Here is a 22,304-nt window from a genome sequence, read left to right on the forward strand (position 1 = left end):
CCATAGAAAGTTTCAGCTGTTATTCCAAGCCCATTGCGTCTGCTCTGGGCTTGATTCGTCTTACATTCTCTCAGTCATACATCTGTATTAGCCGCTAAGTATTCACTTTCTGAATCGTTTTTCATTGACTTAAAAATGAAATCATAACGACACACTAATTTGCGTAACTTAGGGTGCAAATAGGCAATCAGATTACAGTGCCTATCAGGAGGATGTATGAAACCAAATCGATCTACGGTACTCACTGGACATGTAAAACACTGCCCATGCTGCTCTACCGAACTGGTCATCAAAGACCACATTCACGTTTGCCCGCGCAATGAAATTGGCGACTGTTACTTCGATGGCTATGACCAACACGAACAGCGCGCTAATACCGATTTTATCGATCATGCAAGTGCCAATGATAGCCTTGTTTACGGCATGTCAGAACACTAAGCTTTATTCAAGATTTGTTGAAGTCATTTCGCGCCAAAAAAAATGCAGCGCCAATCGAGTGATTGTTCGCTGCATTCTTAGATCCTGTAAACTTAGCTAACCATTAAAATAGAGCTAGGTAAAACGGATTACCACATTAGATCATCTGGGATCACGAAGTCTTTGTACGGGTCATCTTCGTCTACTTCGTCTGTGCTACCTGCCTGCGTATCAACGATAGATTCTTCGTCGCGCATAGCAATCTTGTTCGCTACTGCTGTTGGAATAACAACATAGCTCTCGCCTTGACGAGCAATACTTAGAATGCCTTTACTTAGTTGCTTTTGAGTCAGCTCTTCTACGTAAAGATATTTAACTAGCGTACCGTCGGTGAAGTTGTATTTGATCTCACCGTTCTTCTGTTCGATCTTGTTCATCTCAATCAGTTGCTTCACTTGAGCTTTAATTTCTTTGCTCAACTGTTGTTCTTTCAACTGTTGGTTTAGCTCTTTGTCTTTCGCTTGCTGCGCCAGTTTAGTTTCTTCAGCTGCCGCTTTTGCTTCACGAGACTGAACGCGAGACTTTTTAGAGCCTTTCTTCGCCTTCTTTAATTTTTTCTCATTTACCAAGCCAGCTTTAAGCATCTGCTCTTGGAGTGTTAACTTTGCCATGACTTTCCCAGTTCAGGATTAAAAACGGCACTATCATACCTGTTTTTGAGGTTTCTGTTTACTGAACAAGAGTAAATTACAGAACAATCGCAAAATTTATGCTGATAGCTCTAAGCTGTGTCCATATTCCCTTCTTGTTGCTCACAACCTCCACTTTACCGCGACACACAGTTTTCACTTAAGCACGCCAATATTGGCTGTTCCACCGACTCGAAAGCATTAACTGACCCTATTATTATTCGCGCGCGTACCACTTATCATTCCGATAAGACAATATGTTAATTTTCAATGGTTAATCAATTTTATAAAACCTTGGCATATATCTCATATTTGAATAAATGCCATAGAGTTATAACTCCAATGTCATAACTCTTGACTACGTTATTCTAGACATCAATCAATAAGGATAACGTAAACGATGAAAACTCAATGGACTTGGTTAGCTGCACTTGTGGCATCCACATCAATCGCTTCGACCTCTGCGATCGCAGACACCGACGTGTATCTCACCAATAACACCAATCAAGTGATGACCATTCAAGCCAACCACACTGGTACCGACCTGCTTCAACTCGGTGATGAGTGGCAACAGCATGTTGAACAGATTGGTCCTTGGGAGACGAAGAAGCTGATAAGTTTCAACCGCTGGACTGGTGTGAAATCTGGGAAGACCTATGAGTTTGATACTGTGGTATCAAACGCTGTGGGCGAAAGTGTCACGCTCAACCAAACCATGAAGGGACATTGGTATAACTCGACACTGCAACATGGTTTGAGTGCCGCAGACGTCAACCTAACATTGCATGACGATCGTAATATTCATCGCAGCACAACCGATGCGTTCGGGGTCAATGCAGAGCTAGCCCTCAAATCCGATTCTACAGCGCGCTATGATGATATTTATTACACCATCACCCCACCAAAAGTGGATGAGCAACCAGAGCCGGATGCCAATACACTCAAGGTCATGACTTACAACATCTGGGCGCTGCCTGCCATCGCTTCACATATTGGTGACCGCTATGACCTACTCCCTCAATATGTAAAGGGCTATGACGTGTTGGCGCTTCAAGAGGTGTTTGCTAACGGCAGAGATGAGTTCTTGCGTGAGCTTGCGAAAGAGTATCCTTATCAAACTAAAATGCTCGATAAAGATGGGATTAACATATACGACGGTGGTGTGATCATTGTCAGCCGCTATCCTATCGTTAATGAAGCGCAGTATGTTTTCCCTGATTGCACGGGCACAGATTGCTTTGCTGATAAAGGTGTTAACTACGCGGAAGTTATCAAGAATGGTCAGGCTTACCATGTTTTCGGTACCCACACGGCATCATTCGATACGGACACCGCTCGTGATTACCGACAACGTCAATTCAAGCAGATGCGTGCACTGGCGCAGTCTCTGAATATCCCGGCATCAGAAACTGTGGTTTACAGCGGTGACTTCAACGTGAACAAGCTCAAGTTCCCAGACGACTACCAACAGATGTTCGCTAACCTGCAAGCTGACGAACCAACCTACTCAGGTTACACCGCTTCTACCTTTGACCCACGCATCAACAACTTTGCGGGTGAACCTATGTCGGGTGGTGAAAACGTTGAGTATCTCGATTATGTGGTAGTGAGCTCGGAATATGCCGCCAAAGCTCATAACGACAATCGTGTGGATGTCCCAAGATCAACAAGCAGTGAGTTATGGAAGCACTACAACCTTTCAGACCACTTCCCTGTTAGCGCCGTGATCAAGTAACTCGGTGAACCAATAATGCATCGAGTTATATTAATCCAAATGCTCGTCTTAACGGCGAGCATTATTTGCTATTCGTGGTCATCAAAAACGAACGAAACAGCGCTATCTTCTGCTCAACACACAGAACCTAAGCCGCGTGTTTCTACGACAACTAATGACGATAATTCCACGCCTACTGCAACCGCTAGTTCGGAAAACTCCGCATCGCACAGCAATCAAGCCCAAGCCGGAGCACTGGACGGTAAAATTCTTGCTGAAAACTTGAGTGAGCTTGAAGGCAAGGCTTTGTTCGATGAACTCGATGGGTTCTGGAAGCTTTGCCAACAACGCGATGACTGCGCAGAGCAACTCGCACGATTGAAATCAGAATTGCCGGGCATATGGTTTGAGTTACTGAGCGACTATCCGCAGCTATCGGCTGACTGGCAATTAACACAAAGCACTATCCCACTTGAATCCATAGAGACTCTTGAAGATCGTGTTGCCTTATTCAAGCAATCTGCACAACAAGTATGGGGAGAGTTGGCCCACCAGCTATTCGCTGACCAGTTTGCTCATCTGGATTTTACGCTTGACGCTAACACCCTTGAAAAGAACGAAGCGAGCCAGTTTTTGGCCAACTATCAAGATTTGCTTAGTGAATGGCAAAACAATACGGGCACGTTAAACGCCGAAACACAGCTTCAAAAATATGAACTGGCAGTATCTTTGATACCCAGCAGCTATAGCCCTGCTGAAGTAGCATCAGTCAAAGCCGACCTTCAAGATGCCTACTTAGATGAAGCGCAGGCCAGCAACATTGCCGCGCGAGAACAACAAGTCGCACAACAGCAACAAACCGTGATGAGTTATCACGAGCAACTGGATCAGCTCAAAGCGACCTTAGACTCTCAGCGCTCATCAAGTTATGCCACTTGGACTCAACAAGATTGGGACAGTTATTATCAACAGCAAGTCACCGATTTCAGGGAGCAGTTCTTTAGCAAGTAACGCCTTAACTTAAACCATCACGAAACTGAGCGGGCGTTTTATTGAGCCAACCTTTAAACGCCCTTCTGAAATTTGCAGGGTCGCTATAACCGAGCCTTTCACCGATGTCATCAATGCTCATGGTTGTGCCGAGTAATAGCTCTTTGGCCAGCTCCACTCGAACTTCGGTAAGCAATATTTGGTAACTGGATTCATGGGTCACTAGCTCTCGCCTGAGTGTACGAGAGCTACAACCAAACTCATCCGCGAGTTGTTCAATATTCGGGAAACTGCCTGCGGTTTGATAAAAGATCGTTTTGATCTGGTTAGTCAGCAGATGCTCAGAGTCCAACGTTTCCATTATCGACTGGCAAGGCGCAAGATAGCGCTTCAGTGTCGCTGCATCATGAGTCAATAAGGTTTGCGACAAAACCGATACATCAAAACGCAGTTCACAATGGCTCTGCTCAAAAACTACAGGGCACTGGAAACGATCGTCATAGAGCTTGGCGTAATTAGTGCGTGTATAAGGCAAAGCCAAAATATGAATATCCAACTCATGACCAGTCAGCTCTTTGAATAAAGAGACGATTGAACTCAAGAAATATTCACTGCAGAAAGGAAGCAGATCGCCCACTTCCAATGTGTTCTCAATCTGAATCACTGCTTGCTCGGAATCTAGAAACAATTTAACCGAGAAGATAGGACCGTTCAGGCGCAAATACTTGAAGCCCGACTTGATGGCCTCCCCGACATTTTGACTGGTTGATAGCGCATAACCCAACACACCAAAGTGGCTCAAGCTAGCGTGCTCTCCCAACCAAAGCCCCAAACCATCGTGAGGAAAACTCTGATTAGCCGCGCTAAACAACGAAAGCTTGTCAGCGTAAGTCAGTTTTCCATTCGGATCTCGCCAATCCATGTTCGGCAAACCCACATCATTGAGTAGCCTTTCAATATCGATACCTCGTTGCTCTAGCGTATTCAACAGCAGCGCGATATCTAATGTACCCAACTGGTGCCTATGTCCGGTTGGCTTATACTCCGCGATAATCTCCAATCGTCTCTCCTTATATCGAGCCCATTCCCATCAACATGACTACTCAGCCTTAACAACACATGCTGACAAAATCGTGATTGGTAACGCGCTCTTGTCCGAATATGACCTCCCAATTCTACGCTACTCATCGCACAATGGCTTTAGTTGTTAAAATAATGTGAACCATCGCAATGATAAAAACCAACCCAGCCCCACACAGTTTGATTAATTCTAATGGTCAGCCGATCATTGGGCATTTCGATGGCATCCTTAAACACCTAAACATCGAGAACTTTGACTACCGAAACTCGATGGATTCAAAAGCAAACCCTTGGCAGAAGCACTTCCACTATAAGCAATTCCAGTTTGTCAGCATCGTCACCGACACACACATTATCGGCGTCGCTATCGCGGATATTCGCTACTTAGGCTCGGCATTTTGTTATCTGTACGACATAGAAAACAACCATCTGCAAGAGTCATCTTGGTTGAGGCCATTAGGGTTTGATAAGCATGTAACGCCTTCACCATTTGAAGGAAAGACAAGCATTGCAGATCAAAGCATTGCTTTCTATATCGAGGGCGGACAATGGCGAGTTCGCTTGAATACGAAATTCATCAAGGCCGATATTTCTTTAGAGCCTGAAACCGACAGCTTGCCCATGGCGATGTGCAGCCCAACGGGTTATTCAGGTTGGACTTACACCCAAAAGCACAATGCTTTGCGCATCAGCGGTGAAATCCAAATCAAGGGAGAATCACTCGTTCTCGAACAAGCTCGTGCCGGTTATGACTTTTCAGCGGGTTACATGAGACGTGAAACCAGTTGGCGCTGGGCAAGCATCAACACGCAATCCAATGGGACAGATATTGGCTTGAACCTCGCAGCAGGCGTCAATGAAACCGGAGGCTGCGAGAACGTTTTATGGATCAATGGAACTCGGCACTTACTTAACCCGGTACAGTTTGCGTTTAGTCGCCAAGACACCAATTTACCTTGGCAGATAACATCACAAGATGGACGTATAAACCTGACCTTTACGCCCTTAAATAATCGCAGCGAAAAGCTCAATTTATGGCTGTTAAAAAGTAACTTTCGTCAGTTCATTGGTCACTTTTCTGGCTCGATTGAAGACAACAATGGAGTGACACATCAACTCGATGGTGTTCTTGGCCTAACAGAAGATCACTTTGCTCGCTGGTAGCGAAATTTTGCTAACTGAATTTCAGGCGAGCAAGTCTAAGTAAACTTGATACTAAGAACGCGTATGGCGTCTCAACAAGGATAAAACATGAATATCGACGCATTAATCAATTACCCAGAATGGCTACTGCTGGTATTAGCGCCCTTGTTCGTGGTGTGCATGTTGGCTGAGTATTTTATCGGTCAGAAGCAAGGTCGACTGCCTGATAACTCCAGCTATAAGCTTTCAGAAGTGATGTGTAATTTCACGCTGGCGGGAATGCATCAACTCTCCGATTTGCTCACCGGGTTATTGGTCGTGCAGCTGTATCTCTGGATGTTTGGTTGGCGCTTAATGGACATTGAAATGGGCGTGCTGAGTTTTGTTGTATTGATGGTGTTGCAAGACTTTTGCTATTACTGGTTCCACAGAGCAAGCCATCGTGTTCGCTGGATGTGGGCTGCACACGTGGCACACCACAGTTCAGAAAGCATGAACTTCAGTACGGCTTTCCGTCAAAGCTTAATGTATCCACTTGCTGGGATGTGGCTTTTCTGGATACCGTTGGTCATCATAGGTTTTGCCCCTAAGTGGGTCATCTTTGTGGTGCTTCTCAATCTAGGTTTGCAGTTCTTCGTCCATACACAATGGATACGAAGCTTGGGGCCACTTGAATACATCTTTAATACCCCTTCGCATCATCGAGTACATCACGGCAAAAACCCGCAATACATTGATAAGAACTACGCCGGCGTTCTTATTATCTGGGATAAGTTATTTGGTACATTCGAACCTGAAGTTGAAACTGTACGTTATGGCGTCACCAAACCCGTGAACAGTTTTAATCCGATAGTGGTCACCTTTCAAGAATGGAAGGCCATATTCAAAGATTTGAAGAACCGAGAGTTAACCATGAAGCAGAAAGTCCAGTTGATACTCTCGCCTCCATCGGATTAAACGGACGATAGACAGATTGTATTAACTAAGAAACCGCCTCAATTGGTTTCAAAACCTTCCCCACTGACTCGATTGAATAGTAAAGCACCGTTTTCCGGCAATTTATTTGTGATCTGGGTTGCACGCGTACCGCATACTATCAGATACTGAACAAAACTAACCTTCAGCCACAGTAAACGTTCCGCGCTTGCTGTTCAGGAAATTCAATGAGTTCAGATAATCAGCCAACCTACTTCTTTTTCGATTACGAAACATGGGGCGTTAGCCCAGCAAAAGACCGTCCGAGTCAGTTTGCGGGTGTTCGTACCGACCAAGATTTCAATGTTATTGGAGAGCCTCTGGTTATCTATTGCCAACCTCCCGCTGATTACCTCCCTGCGCCTGAAGCTGCACTGATCACCCGTATCACACCACAAAAAGCGGCTTCACAAGGTCTCCCTGAGCCAGAGTTTATCGCTAAGATCCATGCTGAGTTAGCGAAACCTAACACCACAAGCCTTGGCTACAACAGTATTCGATTTGATGATGAAGTAACGCGTTACACCTGTTACCGAAACTTCATCGACCCATATGCGTGGAGCTGGCAGAATGGCAACTCTCGTTGGGATTTATTAGATGTAATGCGCGCTGTTCACGCACTGCGTCCTGAAGGCATTGTTTGGCCAGAGAACGAAGAAGGTTACCCAAGCTTCAAACTGGAACACCTATCTGTGGCAAACGGCATTGAACACGAAAACGCGCACGATGCGATGGCCGATGTTATTGCGACCATCGAGTTAGCGAAGAAGCTGAAAGCTGCGCAACCTAAGATGTTCGATTACCTTTACAACATGCGTCATAAGCGTAAGCTGAATGATCTGGTTGATATCGTAAACATGACACCATTAATGCACGTTTCAGGCATGTTAGGCCGTGACTGCAACTACACCAGCTGGATTGTGCCTATGGCTTGGCACCCAACCAATCAAAATGCGGTTATCGTGGTTGATTTAGCCAAAGATCCAAGCCCACTGTTAGAACTGGACGCTGATGAACTCAGAGAAAGGCTCTATACCAAACGCAGTGAACTGGGTGAAGACGAACTACCCGTACCCATCAAATTGGTTCAACTGAACAAGTGCCCTATTCTTGCTCCAGCCAAAACGCTGACGGCTGAAAATGCCGAAACCATCGGTATCGATCGCCAACAATGCCTGAAAAACTTGGCACTGCTACGCGAACACCCTGAGATCCGCGAAAAACTGATCGGCCTGTACTCACAAGAACGCGAGTACGAAAAGAGTGATGATGTTGATACACACCTTTACGACGGTTTCTTTTCACCTGCTGATAAAACAGCGATGAACATCATTCGCGAAACTGACCCGAACAACTTGGCAGCTTTGGATATCACCTTTAGTGACGAACGAATTAAACCGTTACTGTTCCGTTACCGTGCGCGTAACTTCCCATGGACGCTCGACGAAGCTGAGCAATTGAAATGGGCGAACCATTGTCGTGAGTTTTATGAGTGCCGTTTAGAAGAGTACATGCTCAACCTTGAAAACCTCGCGCACGAACATGAAAGCGACGAGAAGAAAATGGCTATCTTGAAGGCGGTTTATCAGTACGTAGAAAAGTTAGCTAGCTAATTCCATTATCAAGAGACGTAACACTTTGAAAGAAAGATTGATCCAACTGGTTTACTGCTTAATCTCCTTCACCTTAATCATAGGTGCACTTACAGCAGGTAACGCGTTACAGCACTTTTTGGATACCTCAATTCCAGGCAGTATTTTTGGCATGTTGATTCTGTTTGCCGCCATGGTGATTGGTATTGTTCCTTCGCACTGGGTACAGCCCGGTGCAAGCTTGATTATCCGCCTAATGATCTTACTGTTTGTTCCGATCAGTGTTGGGTTGATGGATCATTTCGACATGCTCATCGCGAACGCATTGCCAATTATGGCGAGCGCCGTTGGTGGCACATTATTGGTGTTAGTATCCTTATCATGGTTCTTAGACCGCTTGCTTTCGAGAGGTAACTGATCATGTGGATTCTACTCACCATCGTGGTATTCCTATTTGCTCGCTGGGTAAGTCAAAAAGTAAACTCGCCGCTGTGTAACCCCCTGCTTATCAGCATTGGTATCATCATTCCGATTCTCACGTTCTTTAGAGTACCGTTTGAGACTTACTATGCTGACAACACTTGGATTACCTACATGCTGCAGCCTGCGGTTGTTGCACTTGCTTACCCACTTTATGAGCAGCTACCTCAAATCAGAGCCAACTGGCGCATCATTACCTTTGCGTGCACGCTAGGCAGTGTGATGTCGATGACAACAACGGCAGTGATCGCAGTAGCATTTAAAGCGGACTTAACTTTGATTGCGAGCTTGTTAGGCAAATCAGTCACCACGCCAATTGCAATGGAAGTATCGAGCCATTTAGGTGGTGAAGCAGCGATTGCGGCAATACTGGTATTGATTGTGGGTCTATTTGGGGCAATTTTTGCTTACCCAATTTACAATCTCATTGGTATTAAGAGCCCTATTGCTCGAGGTTTAACCATGGGTACCGTGTCTCACGCTTTAGGTACGGCAACCTGTGCTGAAAAGAATCAGGAAGATGCAGCATTCAGTTCTTTGGCTCTTGTGCTTTGTGGCGTCATTACCTCAATCATCGCACCGAGTATATTTTCGCTCGTGGTTTGGTTCTATTCTTAACCTAAACGATCACTACGCGATTCAGCCCAACCAGAATGCTGTTTATTACAGTGTCTGTTTGGGCTTTTTATTCGCAATTATTTAGCAATAGCAGTCAAGTCACGGTCTTTTACGAGCAATAAGTGCGATATCAGCTGTATAAATGGCGCTTGTAATCGATTTCAAGTGTGACCTCACTCTAATTATGCAAACCAATGTAACAACAACAATTCAATAGTGATATTTATCACAGAAAATTCCTGAGCATTGCATAAACTTAAAGCCTAAGGTCAATTAAGGATTCAACATGAACAGTCGTATTACCCTGGCGCTGGAAAGTGCTCCATCATCAATGAAAGCGCTTTTGAGTGACATCGTATTAGCAGACAACTTTGACGCGACATTGTCTCCAGAACAATTTGCTAGCCTACTGCAAGCAAGTGGTCTAGCGGATGACGAGCTACGTATTGCGCTACTTCCTTTTGCCGCAGCGTATTCTTACGCTCCGTTATCTGACTTTTATGTTGGTGCAATCGCGCGTGGTTTGTCTGGTACTCTGTATTTTGGTGCAAACCTTGAAATCGCTGGTGCTCAACTTGGTCAAACCGTTCACGCTGAGCAATCTGCAATCAGCCACGCTTGGATGAAAGGCGAACTCGGTATCTCAGATATCACCATCAACTTCAGTCCTTGTGGTCACTGTCGTCAATTCATGAACGAACTGACAACAGCAAAAGAACTTAAAGTTCAGCTTCCACAACGTGATGAAATGTCTCTGCAAGAGTACCTACCAGACTCGTTCGGCCCTGCTGATTTAGGTGTAACAACAGGCCTAATGACGAAGCTTGATCATAAGTACACGACCGAAGAAACAACGCCTATTGTTGTAGAAGCGCTAGCGGCACTAAACCGTAGCCATGCTCCTTACACCAAAAACCTAAGTGGTGTTTCATTACAACTGACGTCAGGTGAGATTTTCACGGGTGCTTACGCAGAAAATGCAGCGTTCAACCCGAGCCTACCTCCTCTACAAGTCGCGTTAATTCAACTTAAACTGGCTGGCTTCGATTTCGAACAAATTGAAAGTGCTGCTTTGGTTGAAATCGCAGAAGGTAGCATCAGTCACCTAGCGGATACGCAATCTACATTAGAAGCGATTAATCCCGACATTCCAGTGACTTACTTAGCAATCTAAGTACATCTGATTAACAAAAATTTAAATAAGCAGCCCTATTTAGCAGGGCTGCTTTTTTTATGCCTGCAATTAACGCAACAACTTGCGCAAACGTTTGCTTTTGTCATTGAAATAAGTATGATCACCCCGTTTTCAATCAATCGTTCAAAAGATCGGAAGGAATTTCTATGTTTGGTACTGCTACTCGTGAAAATGCTACTCGTGTACTTCTATTAGGTTCAGGTGAACTCGGCAAAGAAGTTGCTATCGAGTGCCAACGTTTAGGTTTGGAAGTTATTGCTTGTGATCGTTATGCAGACGCACCAGCAATGCAAGTTGCGCATCGTAGCCATGTATTAGACATGTTAGACGGCGATGCACTTCAAGCGATCATTGAACTAGAAAAGCCAGATTATGTGGTTCCTGAAATTGAAGCTATTGCCACTAGCAAGTTAGTTGAACTTGAAGCACAAGGCTTGAATGTCGTTCCAACGGCTAATGCAACCAAGCTAACGATGAACCGTGAAGGCATTCGTCGTTTAGCCGCTGAAGAGTTAAAACTAAGCACTTCGCCTTACCGCTTTGCAGACACTTTTGAAGATTTCGCCGCTGCTGTTGAGTTCGTAGGTATGCCTTGCGTTGTTAAGCCGGTAATGAGTTCTTCAGGCAAAGGCCAAAGCGTTATCAAAACCGAAGAAGATATCCAGAAATCTTGGGACTACGCACAAGAAGGTGGCCGTACTGGCGCGGGTCGTGTAATCGTTGAAGGCTTCATCGACTTTGATTACGAAATCACGCTTCTAACCGTTCGTGCTGTCGACGGTGTTCACTTCTGTGCACCTATCGGTCACCGTCAAGAAGACGGTGATTACCGTGAATCATGGCAGCCACAGGTCATGTCTGACAACGCACTTAAAGCGGCGCAATACACGGCAGAGCAAGTGGTTAACGCATTAGGCGGTCACGGCATCTTTGGTGTTGAACTGTTCGTTAAAGGCGACCACGTGATCTTCAATGAAGTCTCCCCTCGCCCACATGATACAGGCCTAGTAACATTGATGTCTCAAGACTCATCGGAATTCGCACTGCACGTACGCGCCTTTACCGGTATGCCGATCAAATCCATCACGCAATACGGCCCATGTGCATCAGCGGTTATCCTTGGCCAAGGTACTTCAACCAACATTCGTTTTGAAGGTCTTACAGAGGCGCTAGACGCACCACAAACACAAGTTCGCCTGTTTGGTAAGCCTGATATCGATGGTCGCCGTCGTCTTGGTGTGGCGCTTACTCGTCGCAACAGCACTGAGACAGCGATTGAAGATGCAATTGAGAGCGCGTCAAAAGTAAAAGTGATTTACTAACCTGCTATTCAATTCTGAACAATCACGAGTTCAAATCTGAACAATAAAAAAGACGGGCTATCGAGCCCGTCTTTTTGTTGGTGTTATCTGTTCGCTTAACTAAGCAGACTGAACTTAAGCGTCTGACTCAATCAAATACACTTCTTCACAGAAGCGAGACAAACCTTTCTTAGCAATCTTCGGATGTTCATCGTCTGCGATGTCCTGATTCAACAATGTGATCTTATAACCTGCGAACAACTGATCGATTTCTAGCTTAGGCACGCTAAACGGAGGCCCAGCCATTTCGTTTTGGTCGTAATCCAGTGTTACCAAAAGAATCTTACCACCCGGTTTCAGTAGTTGTTTCAAACGCTCGACATACTGCACTCGCATCTCTTCAGGCAATGCCACTAAAGAAGCTCGGTCATAAATAATGTCAACAGGCTGAATAGGCGCTGTGAAGTAGTCTCCCGTATAAACACTCAATTCATCGAATTGGTAGAGCTCGTGCTGACCGCTAATTTGAGTCACAGTCGGGGTATAAAGGTGCTCTGCAAAAAATGCGCGAACCGCAATCTGGCTTAACTCGACACCTTGAACATCTTCATGCTTTGAAGCTAGCCAAATCAGATCTTCACTTTTGCCACAAAGTGGAACAAACACACTCTTCTCGTAGCTAGGCTCAGTATTTTCCCAAAATTTAATCAGAAGTGGGTTTACATCTTCGAGGTGGAAACCAATTTGGTTGGCTGCCCATTTATTGTGCCAAAATTCAGGATTATTCATCTTTCGTTCATGTTAAACAGTCATAATGCAAGGGTACAGTATAGAGAGGTAAGAGCAACCTTAGCTTGGTTTAAAGTACTAAATTGATTTCGATAAAATCAGAAACTGGCTAAGTTCAAAGTTCTGATAATTGCGGAACTAACGGTTGGATTATTTGTCTATATCTTCACATTTTAAAGCAATATTAAACGTTAGAGTTGGTTTCTGTCTTAGCTAGCCCCATTAAATATGTAGTGAGTTTAGTTAAGCTGTTTTTACTCTTGTGCGTTACTGGTTACCCCTTTTGACTACCCGTTTTTTGTAACCTTGTATTTTGGAGTTTGAATGAGTGTATTTCTCCGTACGACGGCCCTAATGCTTTTGGTATTGAGCCGAGCGCCTGCATTCGCAGCAGCACCTGTTTCAACAAGTTCAACAAATCAAACGCGCACTCCTGCGCAAAACCAAGTATCTTCAAACGTATTCCGTCATAGTTTGAGCGGCCTTTACGGCATCAAAGCCTTCGACTCACGCCCGACTCAGCCTTACACCGACTTCGATATTTTGTACAGCAAAGCGCATCAAGGCCAAGCTGAACTAGAAACTATCTGTAAAAGTACTGCCCTACTCACCAATTCTGAAGCGCTATTTGCTGGCGTTAAATCTCAAGCTCGCGCAGAAGAAAAAATCGCCCTTGAGCTTGATGGTGATGTGACAAAAATTACCGACTTAGCCCGTGCAACTATCATCGCGAACGATGTAGAGAGCTTGGTTGAAGTTTACGAAGCGCTAAGCCGTGAAGCAGACGTTGTTAAGCTGAAAAATAAGTTTAAATCGCCGGCTGACTCTGGTTACCGTGACCTTAACTTGTTGGTTCGTTTGCCTAAAACCAACATCATTGCAGAGGTTCAACTTCACTTAAAAGCGATTGCTGATGTGAAAAGTGGTCCTGAGCACGAGCTGTACGAAATTATCCAAGGTATTGAGCGTCACGCAATTGCAGAACATCGCCCAATCAACGATATCGAAGCGGCACAAATCAATAGCCTACGACGCCAATCTTTAGAGCTTTACCAACAAGCATGGCAACCGTACATTACAACGCACATTAAAGCGGCTTAACACATAGATAGGCTATTCCAATAAACATCACAAGGGCTGCACTCGCAGCCCTTTTTAGTACTTGTTGAGTAGCCTCTCCACTTCCTATCCCAAATAATCAGATCGTTTAAATTTAGATCTCAGTCTCTTTTCTCCGTCGAACATTTCTGTTTCTATAGCGAATAAGCTTCTGACAAGAAAAGGAATTACGTCAATGCAGAATAACAAATCCATGCTTTCCATCGCGCTACTTGCTGCGTTTTCTGTACACGCTAGTGCTGACGAATGCGGAAAGATCACCATTGCAGACATGAACTGGAACTCGGCGAGCCTATTGCTCATGTCGACCAATTCATTTTGAATAACGGCTACGGCTGTGAAGCGGACTTAATCCCCGGTGATAGCGTCCCTACGGGCACGTCAATGATTGAAAAAGGTCAACCTGATGTTGCGCCAGAGCTTTGGACTAATGGCATCAAAGAAGCGTTGGATAAGGGTGTTGCGGATAAGCGTCTACGTTACGCGGGCAAGTCTTTGGTCAACGGCGGTGAAGAAGGTTTCTGGGTACCAAACTACCTTGTTGAACAGTACCCAGAGCTTACAACCATTGAAGGTGTGATTAAAAACGCAAAGCTGTTTGAACACCCAGAAGATGATGAGAAGTTTGCGTTTTATAGCTGCCCTGCGGGTTGGACTTGTCAGATTACCTCCGGTCACCTGTTCGATGCGCTTAAGTTAGAAGATCACAATTTTGAAATGGTTGATCCCGGCTCAGGCGCCGCTTTAACAGGTACGATAGCGAAAGCTTACGAACGCAAAAAAGCATGGTTTGGATATTACTGGTCGCCTACGCCTGTGCTAGGTAAGTATGAAATGGTGAAGGTTGATTTCGGAAGTGGTACTGACATTGAGGAATTCCGTAACTGTACGACACAACCTGATTGTGAATCTCCTAAAGTGACCATGTATCCACCAGCACCGGTTCACACAATCACCACAGAAGCCTTTGCTAATAACGAACCTCTTGCCTACCAATACTTTGAAAAGCGTGGTTTTACCAATAAACAAATGAGTGAGTTGCTGGCCTGGATGGAAGACAACCAAGCCGACGCCGAAGAAGCCATGTATTACTTTCTAGAAAGCTCACCACAGGTATGGAAGCCTTGGGTGTCTGAAGACATCGCAAGTAAGGTTCAACAAGCCCTTTAGAGTGAAGATTCAAAGTCAGAGGCCTAGCCTCTGTTTTCGCATCTAAAGCAAGTTCTTACCGGACAGTAAATAGATGGAGTTTGAGAAAGGTTACTAAAAATTAAAGAAATGCGTTTAGCTTAAACTCTATGCAGATACAAAAAGACCACGCTAGGCGTGGTCTATTGCTTGGCTACTTCTCGATTTTAATATTTTCGACACGGGCCTTTAGTTTTTGTCCCGGTCTAAAAGTAACAACACGTCGAGCAGAAATTGGAATGTCTTCACCAGTTTTCGGGTTACGACCAGGTCGCTCGTTTTTCTCGCGAAGATCAAAATTACCAAAACCAGACAGTTTTACCTGTTCGCCATTTTCGAGCGCTTTACGAACTTCTTCGAAAAACACTTCCACCGTTTCCTTGGCATCCCGCTTGCTGTATCCGAGTGTCTCAAACAGGTTCTCAGCCAAATCGGCCTTCGTGAGTGCCATAAAACTTTCCTCAAAGCTATGTTAAACATTGCTACCATCGCCAGTAGCGCCAAAGCATTTACCCTATTCAATCAATGAGATAAGGTCATTTACAAGGAAAGTGTATGCCAAGCTTCTGATTTTCGCCAACTTTTTTATCTTAACTATTTAATTATTCTTTCAAATCAGAAAGATAACTCGCTTCAAATTTCACATATATAGCTAAAAACCATCTACTCAACAGTAACGAAATGGAGTTATATTCCATACAAACAACCATTAATAGAATTTAAAACTTTAGCGAACTATATAATAATTTTTGAGACTTTTCTCCGATACCCAATAAAATCAGCCACTTGATTTGATATGGGACTCAACAAAGGTTACTAAATAAGCGTTATTAAATATAAGATTTGTATCATTTCAGAATTTAATTCGAATTCACTTATAAAAGCCTATGTTCTTTTGAGGTTTTCGGTTACAACTTAACAGAGGATGGCTTGACGGAATCAGAACTCGATGAGTGTATCGAAATCAGAATAGAAATGATCGGTCTAGAAATAGAATATGATCTTGAGAGCCAGTTACTTGCGTGTATGGTTAGTTGATTGCTTAGTAAGTTGGTTATTTAAATAACTTCACTTCTTCGACATAGAATAAGACCTCACAAGTGCGAGGTCTTATTTGTCATTCAAAGCTGCTCATGCAATATCAGCTTTCTTCAATCATTTTTGTTCAGCAAGTGTTTGTGTCGCTTTGGTATTCGTTACATTCGCAGGTTTCACAATCAAACCAATCCCGACAAGAAACAGTATTGATGCAACAACCTGAGCCACAGACAGCACCTCATCATACATAAAGTAACCGCTAATCAATGCGAAGATAGGCACTAACAAGGTTAACGGCGCGGTCGTACTTAACGGGTATTGGATTAGCAGCTTATTCCATACCCAATAACCAAATAGCGTGGTTGGGTAAGCTTGAAACAGCACCGCAATCGTCGTGTTCCAATCCCATTGTTCGATGCCCTGCCAGATTATTTGGTCACCGTGTAACATCACGGCAAATAACACTAATGGCACTGGAGCAAACAGCATCCCCCAGACATTGAACGCAAAAGCTTGAGTGGTTTTCGATGCCTTAACAATCACGCCCATCAAGGTCCAACAGCACGCCGCAATCATAATCAAGATCACGCCATTAACGGTGACATTACCCGTAGCTGCAGATACCAATACCGCCAATGCACACATAGCTAGCATCGCACCCAATAATTTACGAATAGAAGCACTCTCCTTGAACAACCACACGCCAACCGCCATGCCGATTAATACGTTGGTTGAAAGCAAGACCGATGAAAGCCCAGACGATAAACCAGCAGTGATCGACCATGAAGCCATACCCCAGATACCCACACCGAACACAAAGCCATAACTGACTAAGTAGCGCCAAGCAACAGGCGATCAGCATGTCGACCGTGGTGAGCTGCTACCAAAAACTGGAATCACAAGGTTGGATTCATTCTCGACCGCAAGCGGGATATTTTGTTTCTCCTCATAAACCTGCTCACTCAACCCCAGAGTGGGCACAGTTTGAGAGTAAGGTGTCCAGCGTTAGGCAAACCTCATCGACTCACAACTCAATCAATGGGCCTTTAGGGGTTTCGAGCACCACTAATGATGAGCAGTCGATCGTTGAACTGGAACGAAGTTTTCGTCGCGCTATTAGGCGTATGAGCAACAGGCTTAACCATTACCCAGATACACAAGGTGAGCCGATTTTACGACAGGCATTATCCACTCATTTTGCCAAGCTCGATGTGCACTTTTCACCTGAAGAGATGGTGATTACGGCTGGCTGTATGTCTGCGATTAAGGCCGCACTTGAATCTTACACTAAAGAAGGCGACACCATCGCTATTAGCTCGCCATGTTTCAACGGTATTCTGGAATTGCTCGGACAAATGTCGCGAAAAATCATCGAGATCCCGTCTCTAGATGATGGTGTCGACTTGCAACAACTGGAAGCGCATTTGAAAAATAAACAAGTCGATGCCGCGATCTTTTGTACCTCTCATATGAACCCTCAAGGGATCAACATGTCAGCCACTCAAAAGCAGAAACTGGCTGAATTAGCGAATCACTATCGAGTGCCGATCATTGAAGATGATGTGTATCTGGAACTGTCCTACTCCTCACACACGCCGCTCCCCGCGAAATACTACGACAAAGGCGGTTTTGTCTTATGGTGTGGATCAGTATCGAAAAATTTGTCACCGAGTTACCGTTTGGGATGCTGCTTGCCGGGCAGGTTTATCAACGAATACAAGGCTCAGTTCTCAGCTGCGAGCTACGGCGTTGCCCTGCCCACTCAGCTTGCGGTTGCTGACTTTATTGGATCTGGCCAATACGCTAAGCACGTGAGGAGAAGATGCACTCAGATCTTGTCTTTGCGCCAACAATACCTAAGTTATTTGGCTCAGCACCTTCCTCAAGATGTGAAGATAAGTAATCCACAAGGTGGCATGGTGCTTTGGCTGCAAATCCCAAGCTTGAACCAGTCAGCCTTTGCTCAGGGCATTACCGAGAAGAACATTGATATTAGGCTTGGACACCTGTTCAGCACTCTCGACCTTTACAGCAATTGCTTACGCATCAATATTGGGTATTCGTTAGAGGGTGGAGCCAAGCAGCAATTGGATGCCTTAATCGAGATTATCCATATTCACAGCTAACAGCACGTAGCACGTAGCACGTAGCCTTTCAAAATCCGCTTTTTTAAATGCCTTCGAATGCCGAATTCTAATAGCCTTTTGTCATAAAAAAGAAGGCTATTATTCCTATCTTAATTCGGGTAAAGCCCCGAACCGTAAGGAAACCCACTCGCCTCAAAACCCTTAAATGCTGAGTTTGCAAGCACCCACAAAATTATGCAACTTGGCTAATGACACATCACTTTTTATCGTCAATATACAGCCGTCAGCGCTGGCGTTTTCCTGTATTTGAAGAGAACTATTATGAGTGATAAAACAAAAAACAAACCACTACCTTCCTTTATCGAAGAACGCTTGAACTTCTATATTCAAGACCTGATTACCCAGAACCAAAGCCAGAAGCATTTAGTATTGGGTAAACGCCCCCAGCGTAATTCCGTTGTGATGCAGAGCAATGATTACTTAGCGCTGTCAAACAACAAACAGATCCAACAAGCCCATCAAGCGGCGATCTGTGAGCACGATGACAACGTGGTGATGTCTGCCATTTTCTTACAAGATGATCAGTCTAAACCTGCGTTCGAAACTAAGCTTGCGAACTATGTTGGAATGGAGAGCTGTTTGCTTTCTCAATCGGGCTGGGCGGCCAATATTGGGCTATTGCAAACCATCTGTCCAACGGGCACACCTGTGTATATTGATTTCCTTGCACACATGTCGCTATGGGAAGGGATTCGGGCTGCCGGCGCAGTTGCCCATCCGTTTATGCATAACAATATGAATCACCTACGCAAACAGTTAGAGCGCCACGGCTCAGGTGTCATTGTTGTCGACTCGGTTTACAGCACAATAGGCACCATTGCCCCACTGCGCGACATCTACGAAATGGCGCAAGAGTTTGATTGTGCGGTCGTCGTTGATGAATCCCATTCACTGGGTACACATGGAGAGAATGGTGCAGGCTTAGTGCAAGCATTGGGGCTCACCAACCAAGTCGACTTCATCACCGTTAGCTTGGCAAAAACCTTTGCTTATCGCGCCGGGGCAATCCTTGGTCCTAAACAACTGTCTAGAACCTTGCCGTTTGTCGCGTACCCTGCGATTTTTAGCTCGACGGTGTTACCACAAGAGGTGGTTCGTTTAGAGAAAACGTTGGAGGTGATCAAAGGTGCGGAAGACAAACGAGAAGCCTTATTCAATCGGGCAAAATCGCTGACTACGGGGCTAAAGCGAATTGGCTTTAATATCCGCAGTGAGTCTCAAATTGTAGCGCTAGAGTGCGGCAATGAAAGAAACACTGAACGTGTGCGTGACTTCCTAGAACAGCGTGATGTGTTCGGTGCAGTATTCTGCCGCCCTGCGACTGGCAAGAACAAAAACATCATCCGTTTTTCAGTGAATGCCGACATGACGCCAAGAGACATTGACCATGTGCTCACGGTTTGTCACGAAGCGTACCATCACCCCGAGTTAGAGTTCGTGTAACCTTTTTCGAACCATATTTATAACCAACACCAACGGCAGGACTGAATGGACGCTATCATGTCGCGATACAAAAAGAGCCCAGCAATTCGCTGAGCTCTTTCTTGAATCTATGTCTACCCAATGGCCGTGAACTTCAGACTATTACACCCGCTAAATCCAGTGAGCAATTTTATCAAACAGTCGGTTTTTATCGGCAGGTTTAACAATAAAGTCCGACATGCCTGATGATTCCATCTTTTCCAAGGTAACGGGAGAACTGTCACCCGTGTGAGCAATAATCGGCACCGAAGAGTATTCTTTGTCGGCACTGCGAATTCGGCGAGAAGCTTCAACACCGTCCATGATTGGCATTTCAATATCCATTAGGATCAAGTCGATTTCGTCGGTATCAAGCGCATCTAAGGCTTGTTGTCCGTCTTCTTTTTGCACAACATCAAAGCCCTGTTTTTCCAATAACATTGCCGTAAATCGGCGTAGAGATTCATTGTCATCGACCACCATAATCGTACGTCTAGTGGTGGCCTCTAGCGGTTTTACAGCAACCGATGGCATCACGTAGTTGGAGTCAAACAGTAAACGGTCAATGGTCGCTTCAGTATTTAGTAGCCAGACTTGTGTTTCCACCCAAATAGGCTCGAAAGAAATGTTACGTACACGCTTGATAGGATGACGCTCATACAAGTAAATGATTCGCGCCTCAGTGAACGAAAGTAACGATTCAATCTTATCGAGGCAACTAGCTCTTAAATTCAAGCTCTCCATATCAACGAAAATCAAGTCGAACTCAAATTGATATTCCTTATTCTGAAGCGCTGATGCCACATCCAAAATCTCTAGGTCAAAACCCATAAAGCGAGAGATTTCAGTCATTTTACTGGAAAGCACTGTCTGATCACTGATCATCAGCACCGTCTTGAGTTTAGTCAGTTCGCTCTTGATTTCCTCTACCGAATTGGAAGTCAAAGATGGGAAAATCATCGTGAACTGTGTCCATTGATCCACTTCAGACTGGCATTTAATCTCACCACCAAACGAGCGCATGACCTTCTGACAAAATGGCAAACCTAAACCGTAATTACCCGACTGGCCTGTGGTGTAAAAGTCTTGGAAAATACGACGAATGATATCGCTCGAAATACCAGAGCCGTTATCCGTCACCATTATCTGGTTCGTCACTTCATCACTGAACATGGTGACATGAATATGAAAATCTTCAGGGCTACGATGATGGAACGCATTCTTGAACAGATTATACATGGCGTATTTCAACAAGGTGTCGCTACCCAAGAACTCAAAGTTACTCTGCACATCCAAGGAGATTGCTGACTTATCAGCAGAGCGCTTGTAATTGAAACTGTCTATCGCATCCTCAACCACCGCTTGCGCTGAATGCTTCTTAAACGTAGATCGAGAGACTCGGTTTTCATCAATTGAAGTCAGTAACAGATCTATCGTTTCGTTACCGGAATGAATGATCTCCATCGCTTCATCGCCCACTTCACGCAACTGAATCACTTCTTCATTGCTTAACGCATATTGCCCTTTTTGATCGCCACTTTTAGGGTTCGGCAATATGGACTGCATGACATCAATAGAGGTAAGTAATCCGCTTAGAGGGTTTCGCATCTCATGGGCAATACCCGCACCAAAAGACTTCGCCAATGACACCTTGTTTTCATGTTCCACCTGATTGCGGAAGTAGAACAAGTTGCCGAATAAGTAGATAAACAAAAAGATTGGCACATGCGTCCAATCCATTGTGAGTTCGAGGTAGAAGCCTTGTGCAATCCATGCGCACAAGGTAGCAATCCCAATACCGGCAAAGGTTTGTGCAAACATCACTCTCGTCACGTGCACCAATAAAATATGGAGGAAAATAGCCGACATGAATGACATAACCCAAACGTTGGACCAATTATTCATTAGCAGCATGTAGAAGAAGAAACCTGGCAAACAGATAGTTACGGCAACTTGATAATAAGCCGGAAGGTATTTTCGCCATTCAAATGGGACGCGATTGCGAAATATAATGCCAAAGAACAATACCGAGCAAAACAGGCGAAGCGCTAAGTTTTCGTAGGGTTGCGGGAACAAAAACTCCCACACAATGTAGTAAATTGGGAAGCCGACAAAGCCCATCCAACCCACGAGGGTTAAATTCGGTTCTGCGTACTGGTAAACTTTACGAATCGCGTTCATACGAAATACTTTGCTCTCTAAGCCCTGACGTTTATTAATTCTATGATTTGGTTTTTATACTTATATTTTGGCGCCGATTATATTACACATCACGTCCGAGCAGTGAGGTTTCAATCAAATATGTACCAACGCATTTGTTTTTATTATTAAGCGTAGATGAATGATGCACCCTGCTGACGCTTAAATT

Annotated in this window: 17 protein-coding genes and 4 pseudogenes; 15 read left to right on the forward strand and 6 right to left on the reverse strand. The window is 44.7% G+C overall.

From position 1 onward, the window contains the following. Positions 1–216 precede the first annotated feature (216 nt). Positions 217–438, forward strand: a complete 222-nt coding sequence (locus LMH68_RS01340; protein WP_017059142.1) for a hypothetical protein — start codon at positions 217–219, stop codon at positions 436–438. A 128-nt stretch (positions 439–566) separates the two neighbouring features. Here the strand turns inward: LMH68_RS01340 and LMH68_RS01345 are convergent, their stop codons facing one another. Further along, positions 567–1,088 carry a DUF2058 domain-containing protein gene (locus LMH68_RS01345; RefSeq protein WP_010441213.1) on the reverse strand — a complete coding sequence of 174 codons (522 nt, stop codon included), beginning with the start codon at positions 1,086–1,088 and terminating at the stop codon, positions 567–569. A gap of 418 nt (positions 1,089–1,506) precedes the next feature. On the opposite strand from LMH68_RS01345, the gene LMH68_RS01350 reads away from it, so the two are divergent. Further along, complete coding sequence (locus LMH68_RS01350) at positions 1,507–2,841, forward strand: sphingomyelin phosphodiesterase (RefSeq protein WP_229647258.1); 1,335 nt, start codon at positions 1,507–1,509, stop codon at positions 2,839–2,841. A 39-nt stretch (positions 2,842–2,880) separates the two neighbouring features. Next, on the forward strand, positions 2,881–3,831 hold the full coding sequence (locus LMH68_RS01355) for a hypothetical protein (RefSeq protein ID WP_017065511.1): 951 nt from the start codon (positions 2,881–2,883) through the stop codon (positions 3,829–3,831). A 4-nt stretch (positions 3,832–3,835) separates the two neighbouring features. Here the strand turns inward: LMH68_RS01355 and LMH68_RS01360 are convergent, their stop codons facing one another. Continuing rightward, the gene (locus tag LMH68_RS01360; RefSeq protein WP_229647257.1) at positions 3,836–4,870 is read right to left on the reverse strand and encodes an AraC family transcriptional regulator; all 1,035 of its coding nucleotides are present in this window, start codon (positions 4,868–4,870) and stop codon (positions 3,836–3,838) included. Between the two features lie 170 nt (positions 4,871–5,040). Here LMH68_RS01360 and LMH68_RS01365 point away from each other — a divergent pair, with 170 nt between their 5' ends. The 7 genes from LMH68_RS01365 (at position 5,041) to purT (ending at position 12,215) form a co-directional block, all read left to right on the forward strand. Next, the gene (locus LMH68_RS01365) at positions 5,041–6,054 is read left to right on the forward strand and encodes a DUF2804 domain-containing protein (protein ID WP_017070924.1); all 1,014 of its coding nucleotides are present in this window, start codon (positions 5,041–5,043) and stop codon (positions 6,052–6,054) included. Between the two features lie 87 nt (positions 6,055–6,141). Then, positions 6,142–6,990, forward strand: coding sequence for a sterol desaturase family protein (locus LMH68_RS01370; RefSeq protein ID WP_017059137.1), 849 nt, complete (start codon positions 6,142–6,144; stop codon positions 6,988–6,990). 206 nt (positions 6,991–7,196) lie between these two features. After that, positions 7,197–8,621 (forward strand): exodeoxyribonuclease I, encoded by a 1,425-nt coding sequence (gene sbcB, locus LMH68_RS01375; protein ID WP_229647256.1) that lies wholly within the window; start codon positions 7,197–7,199, stop codon positions 8,619–8,621. A 25-nt stretch (positions 8,622–8,646) separates the two neighbouring features. Then, positions 8,647–9,018, forward strand: coding sequence for a CidA/LrgA family protein (locus LMH68_RS01380; RefSeq protein ID WP_004734867.1), 372 nt, complete (start codon positions 8,647–8,649; stop codon positions 9,016–9,018). 2 nt (positions 9,019–9,020) lie between these two features. After that, positions 9,021–9,698 (forward strand): LrgB family protein, encoded by a 678-nt coding sequence (locus LMH68_RS01385; protein WP_017059134.1) that lies wholly within the window; start codon positions 9,021–9,023, stop codon positions 9,696–9,698. Between the two features lie 286 nt (positions 9,699–9,984). Beyond that, positions 9,985–10,872, forward strand: a complete 888-nt coding sequence (cdd, locus tag LMH68_RS01390; RefSeq protein ID WP_229647255.1) for a cytidine deaminase — start codon at positions 9,985–9,987, stop codon at positions 10,870–10,872. 167 nt (positions 10,873–11,039) lie between these two features. Then, a complete protein-coding gene (gene purT, locus LMH68_RS01395) occupies positions 11,040–12,215 on the forward strand; it encodes a formate-dependent phosphoribosylglycinamide formyltransferase (protein WP_017070928.1) in 1,176 nt (391 codons plus the stop codon). A 114-nt stretch (positions 12,216–12,329) separates the two neighbouring features. Here the strand turns inward: purT and LMH68_RS01400 are convergent, their stop codons facing one another. Continuing rightward, positions 12,330–12,983, reverse strand: coding sequence for a thiopurine S-methyltransferase (locus LMH68_RS01400; RefSeq protein WP_229647254.1), 654 nt, complete (start codon positions 12,981–12,983; stop codon positions 12,330–12,332). Positions 12,984–13,307: 324 nt separating this feature from the next. Between LMH68_RS01400 and LMH68_RS01405 the strand changes: the two genes are divergently transcribed. Then, a complete protein-coding gene (locus tag LMH68_RS01405) occupies positions 13,308–14,084 on the forward strand; it encodes a phosphoribosylglycinamide formyltransferase (protein WP_413755399.1) in 777 nt (258 codons plus the stop codon). A gap of 193 nt (positions 14,085–14,277) precedes the next feature. Then, positions 14,278–15,272: pseudogene (locus tag LMH68_RS01410) on the forward strand (ABC transporter substrate-binding protein). 172 nt (positions 15,273–15,444) lie between these two features. Here LMH68_RS01410 and ihfA read toward each other — a convergent pair. Further along, positions 15,445–15,741 carry an integration host factor subunit alpha gene (gene ihfA / locus LMH68_RS01415; RefSeq protein WP_004734853.1) on the reverse strand — a complete coding sequence of 99 codons (297 nt, stop codon included), beginning with the start codon at positions 15,739–15,741 and terminating at the stop codon, positions 15,445–15,447. Between the two features lie 449 nt (positions 15,742–16,190). On the opposite strand from ihfA, the pseudogene LMH68_RS01420 reads away from it, so the two are divergent. Then, a pseudogene (locus tag LMH68_RS01420) lies at positions 16,191–16,328 on the forward strand (GTP-binding protein); the annotation flags it as partial. 117 nt (positions 16,329–16,445) lie between these two features. Here LMH68_RS01420 and LMH68_RS01425 read toward each other — a convergent pair. Beyond that, positions 16,446–17,177, reverse strand: a pseudogene (locus LMH68_RS01425) (DMT family transporter); the annotation flags it as partial. Between LMH68_RS01425 and LMH68_RS01430 the strand changes: the two are divergent. Both LMH68_RS01430 and cqsA read left to right on the forward strand, forming a co-directional pair. Continuing rightward, positions 17,168–18,454: pseudogene (locus LMH68_RS01430) on the forward strand (PLP-dependent aminotransferase family protein); the annotation flags it as partial. The pseudogenes LMH68_RS01425 and LMH68_RS01430 overlap by 10 nt on opposite strands. A 282-nt stretch (positions 18,455–18,736) precedes the next feature. After that, positions 18,737–19,918, forward strand: a complete 1,182-nt coding sequence (gene cqsA, locus LMH68_RS01435) for an alpha-hydroxyketone-type quorum-sensing autoinducer synthase (RefSeq protein WP_229647252.1) — start codon at positions 18,737–18,739, stop codon at positions 19,916–19,918. Between the two features lie 150 nt (positions 19,919–20,068). Here the strand turns inward: cqsA and LMH68_RS01440 are convergent, their stop codons facing one another. After that, a complete protein-coding gene (locus tag LMH68_RS01440) occupies positions 20,069–22,117 on the reverse strand; it encodes a response regulator (protein WP_229647251.1) in 2,049 nt (682 codons plus the stop codon). Positions 22,118–22,304 lie beyond the last annotated feature (187 nt).

Origin of the sequence: Vibrio sp. F13 (assembly GCF_020806305.2) — a bacterium.
GTDB lineage: Bacteria > Pseudomonadota > Gammaproteobacteria > Enterobacterales > Vibrionaceae > Vibrio > Vibrio crassostreae_C.

Bases quoted from the DNA above. Each gene is read 5' to 3' on its own strand.
- LMH68_RS01365 (WP_017070924.1), top strand. From the start codon at position 5,041: ATGATAAAAACCAACCCAGCCCCACACAGTTTGATTAATTCTAATGGT.
- LMH68_RS01340 (WP_017059142.1), top strand. From the start codon at position 217: ATGAAACCAAATCGATCTACGGTACTCACTGGACATGTAAAACACTGC.
- purT (WP_017070928.1), top strand. From the start codon at position 11,040: ATGTTTGGTACTGCTACTCGTGAAAATGCTACTCGTGTACTTCTATTA.
- LMH68_RS01440 (WP_229647251.1), bottom strand. From the start codon at position 22,117: ATGAACGCGATTCGTAAAGTTTACCAGTACGCAGAACCGAATTTAACC.
- ihfA (WP_004734853.1), bottom strand. From the start codon at position 15,741: ATGGCACTCACGAAGGCCGATTTGGCTGAGAACCTGTTTGAGACACTC.
- LMH68_RS01355 (WP_017065511.1), top strand. From the start codon at position 2,881: ATGCTCGTCTTAACGGCGAGCATTATTTGCTATTCGTGGTCATCAAAA.
- LMH68_RS01405 (WP_413755399.1), top strand. From the start codon at position 13,308: ATGAGTGTATTTCTCCGTACGACGGCCCTAATGCTTTTGGTATTGAGC.
- sbcB (WP_229647256.1), top strand. From the start codon at position 7,197: ATGAGTTCAGATAATCAGCCAACCTACTTCTTTTTCGATTACGAAACA.
- cqsA (WP_229647252.1), top strand. From the start codon at position 18,737: ATGAGTGATAAAACAAAAAACAAACCACTACCTTCCTTTATCGAAGAA.
- LMH68_RS01370 (WP_017059137.1), top strand. From the start codon at position 6,142: ATGAATATCGACGCATTAATCAATTACCCAGAATGGCTACTGCTGGTA.
- LMH68_RS01400 (WP_229647254.1), bottom strand. From the start codon at position 12,983: ATGAATAATCCTGAATTTTGGCACAATAAATGGGCAGCCAACCAAATT.
- LMH68_RS01345 (WP_010441213.1), bottom strand. From the start codon at position 1,088: ATGGCAAAGTTAACACTCCAAGAGCAGATGCTTAAAGCTGGCTTGGTA.
- LMH68_RS01385 (WP_017059134.1), top strand. From the start codon at position 9,021: ATGTGGATTCTACTCACCATCGTGGTATTCCTATTTGCTCGCTGGGTA.
- LMH68_RS01350 (WP_229647258.1), top strand. From the start codon at position 1,507: ATGAAAACTCAATGGACTTGGTTAGCTGCACTTGTGGCATCCACATCA.
- cdd (WP_229647255.1), top strand. From the start codon at position 9,985: ATGAACAGTCGTATTACCCTGGCGCTGGAAAGTGCTCCATCATCAATG.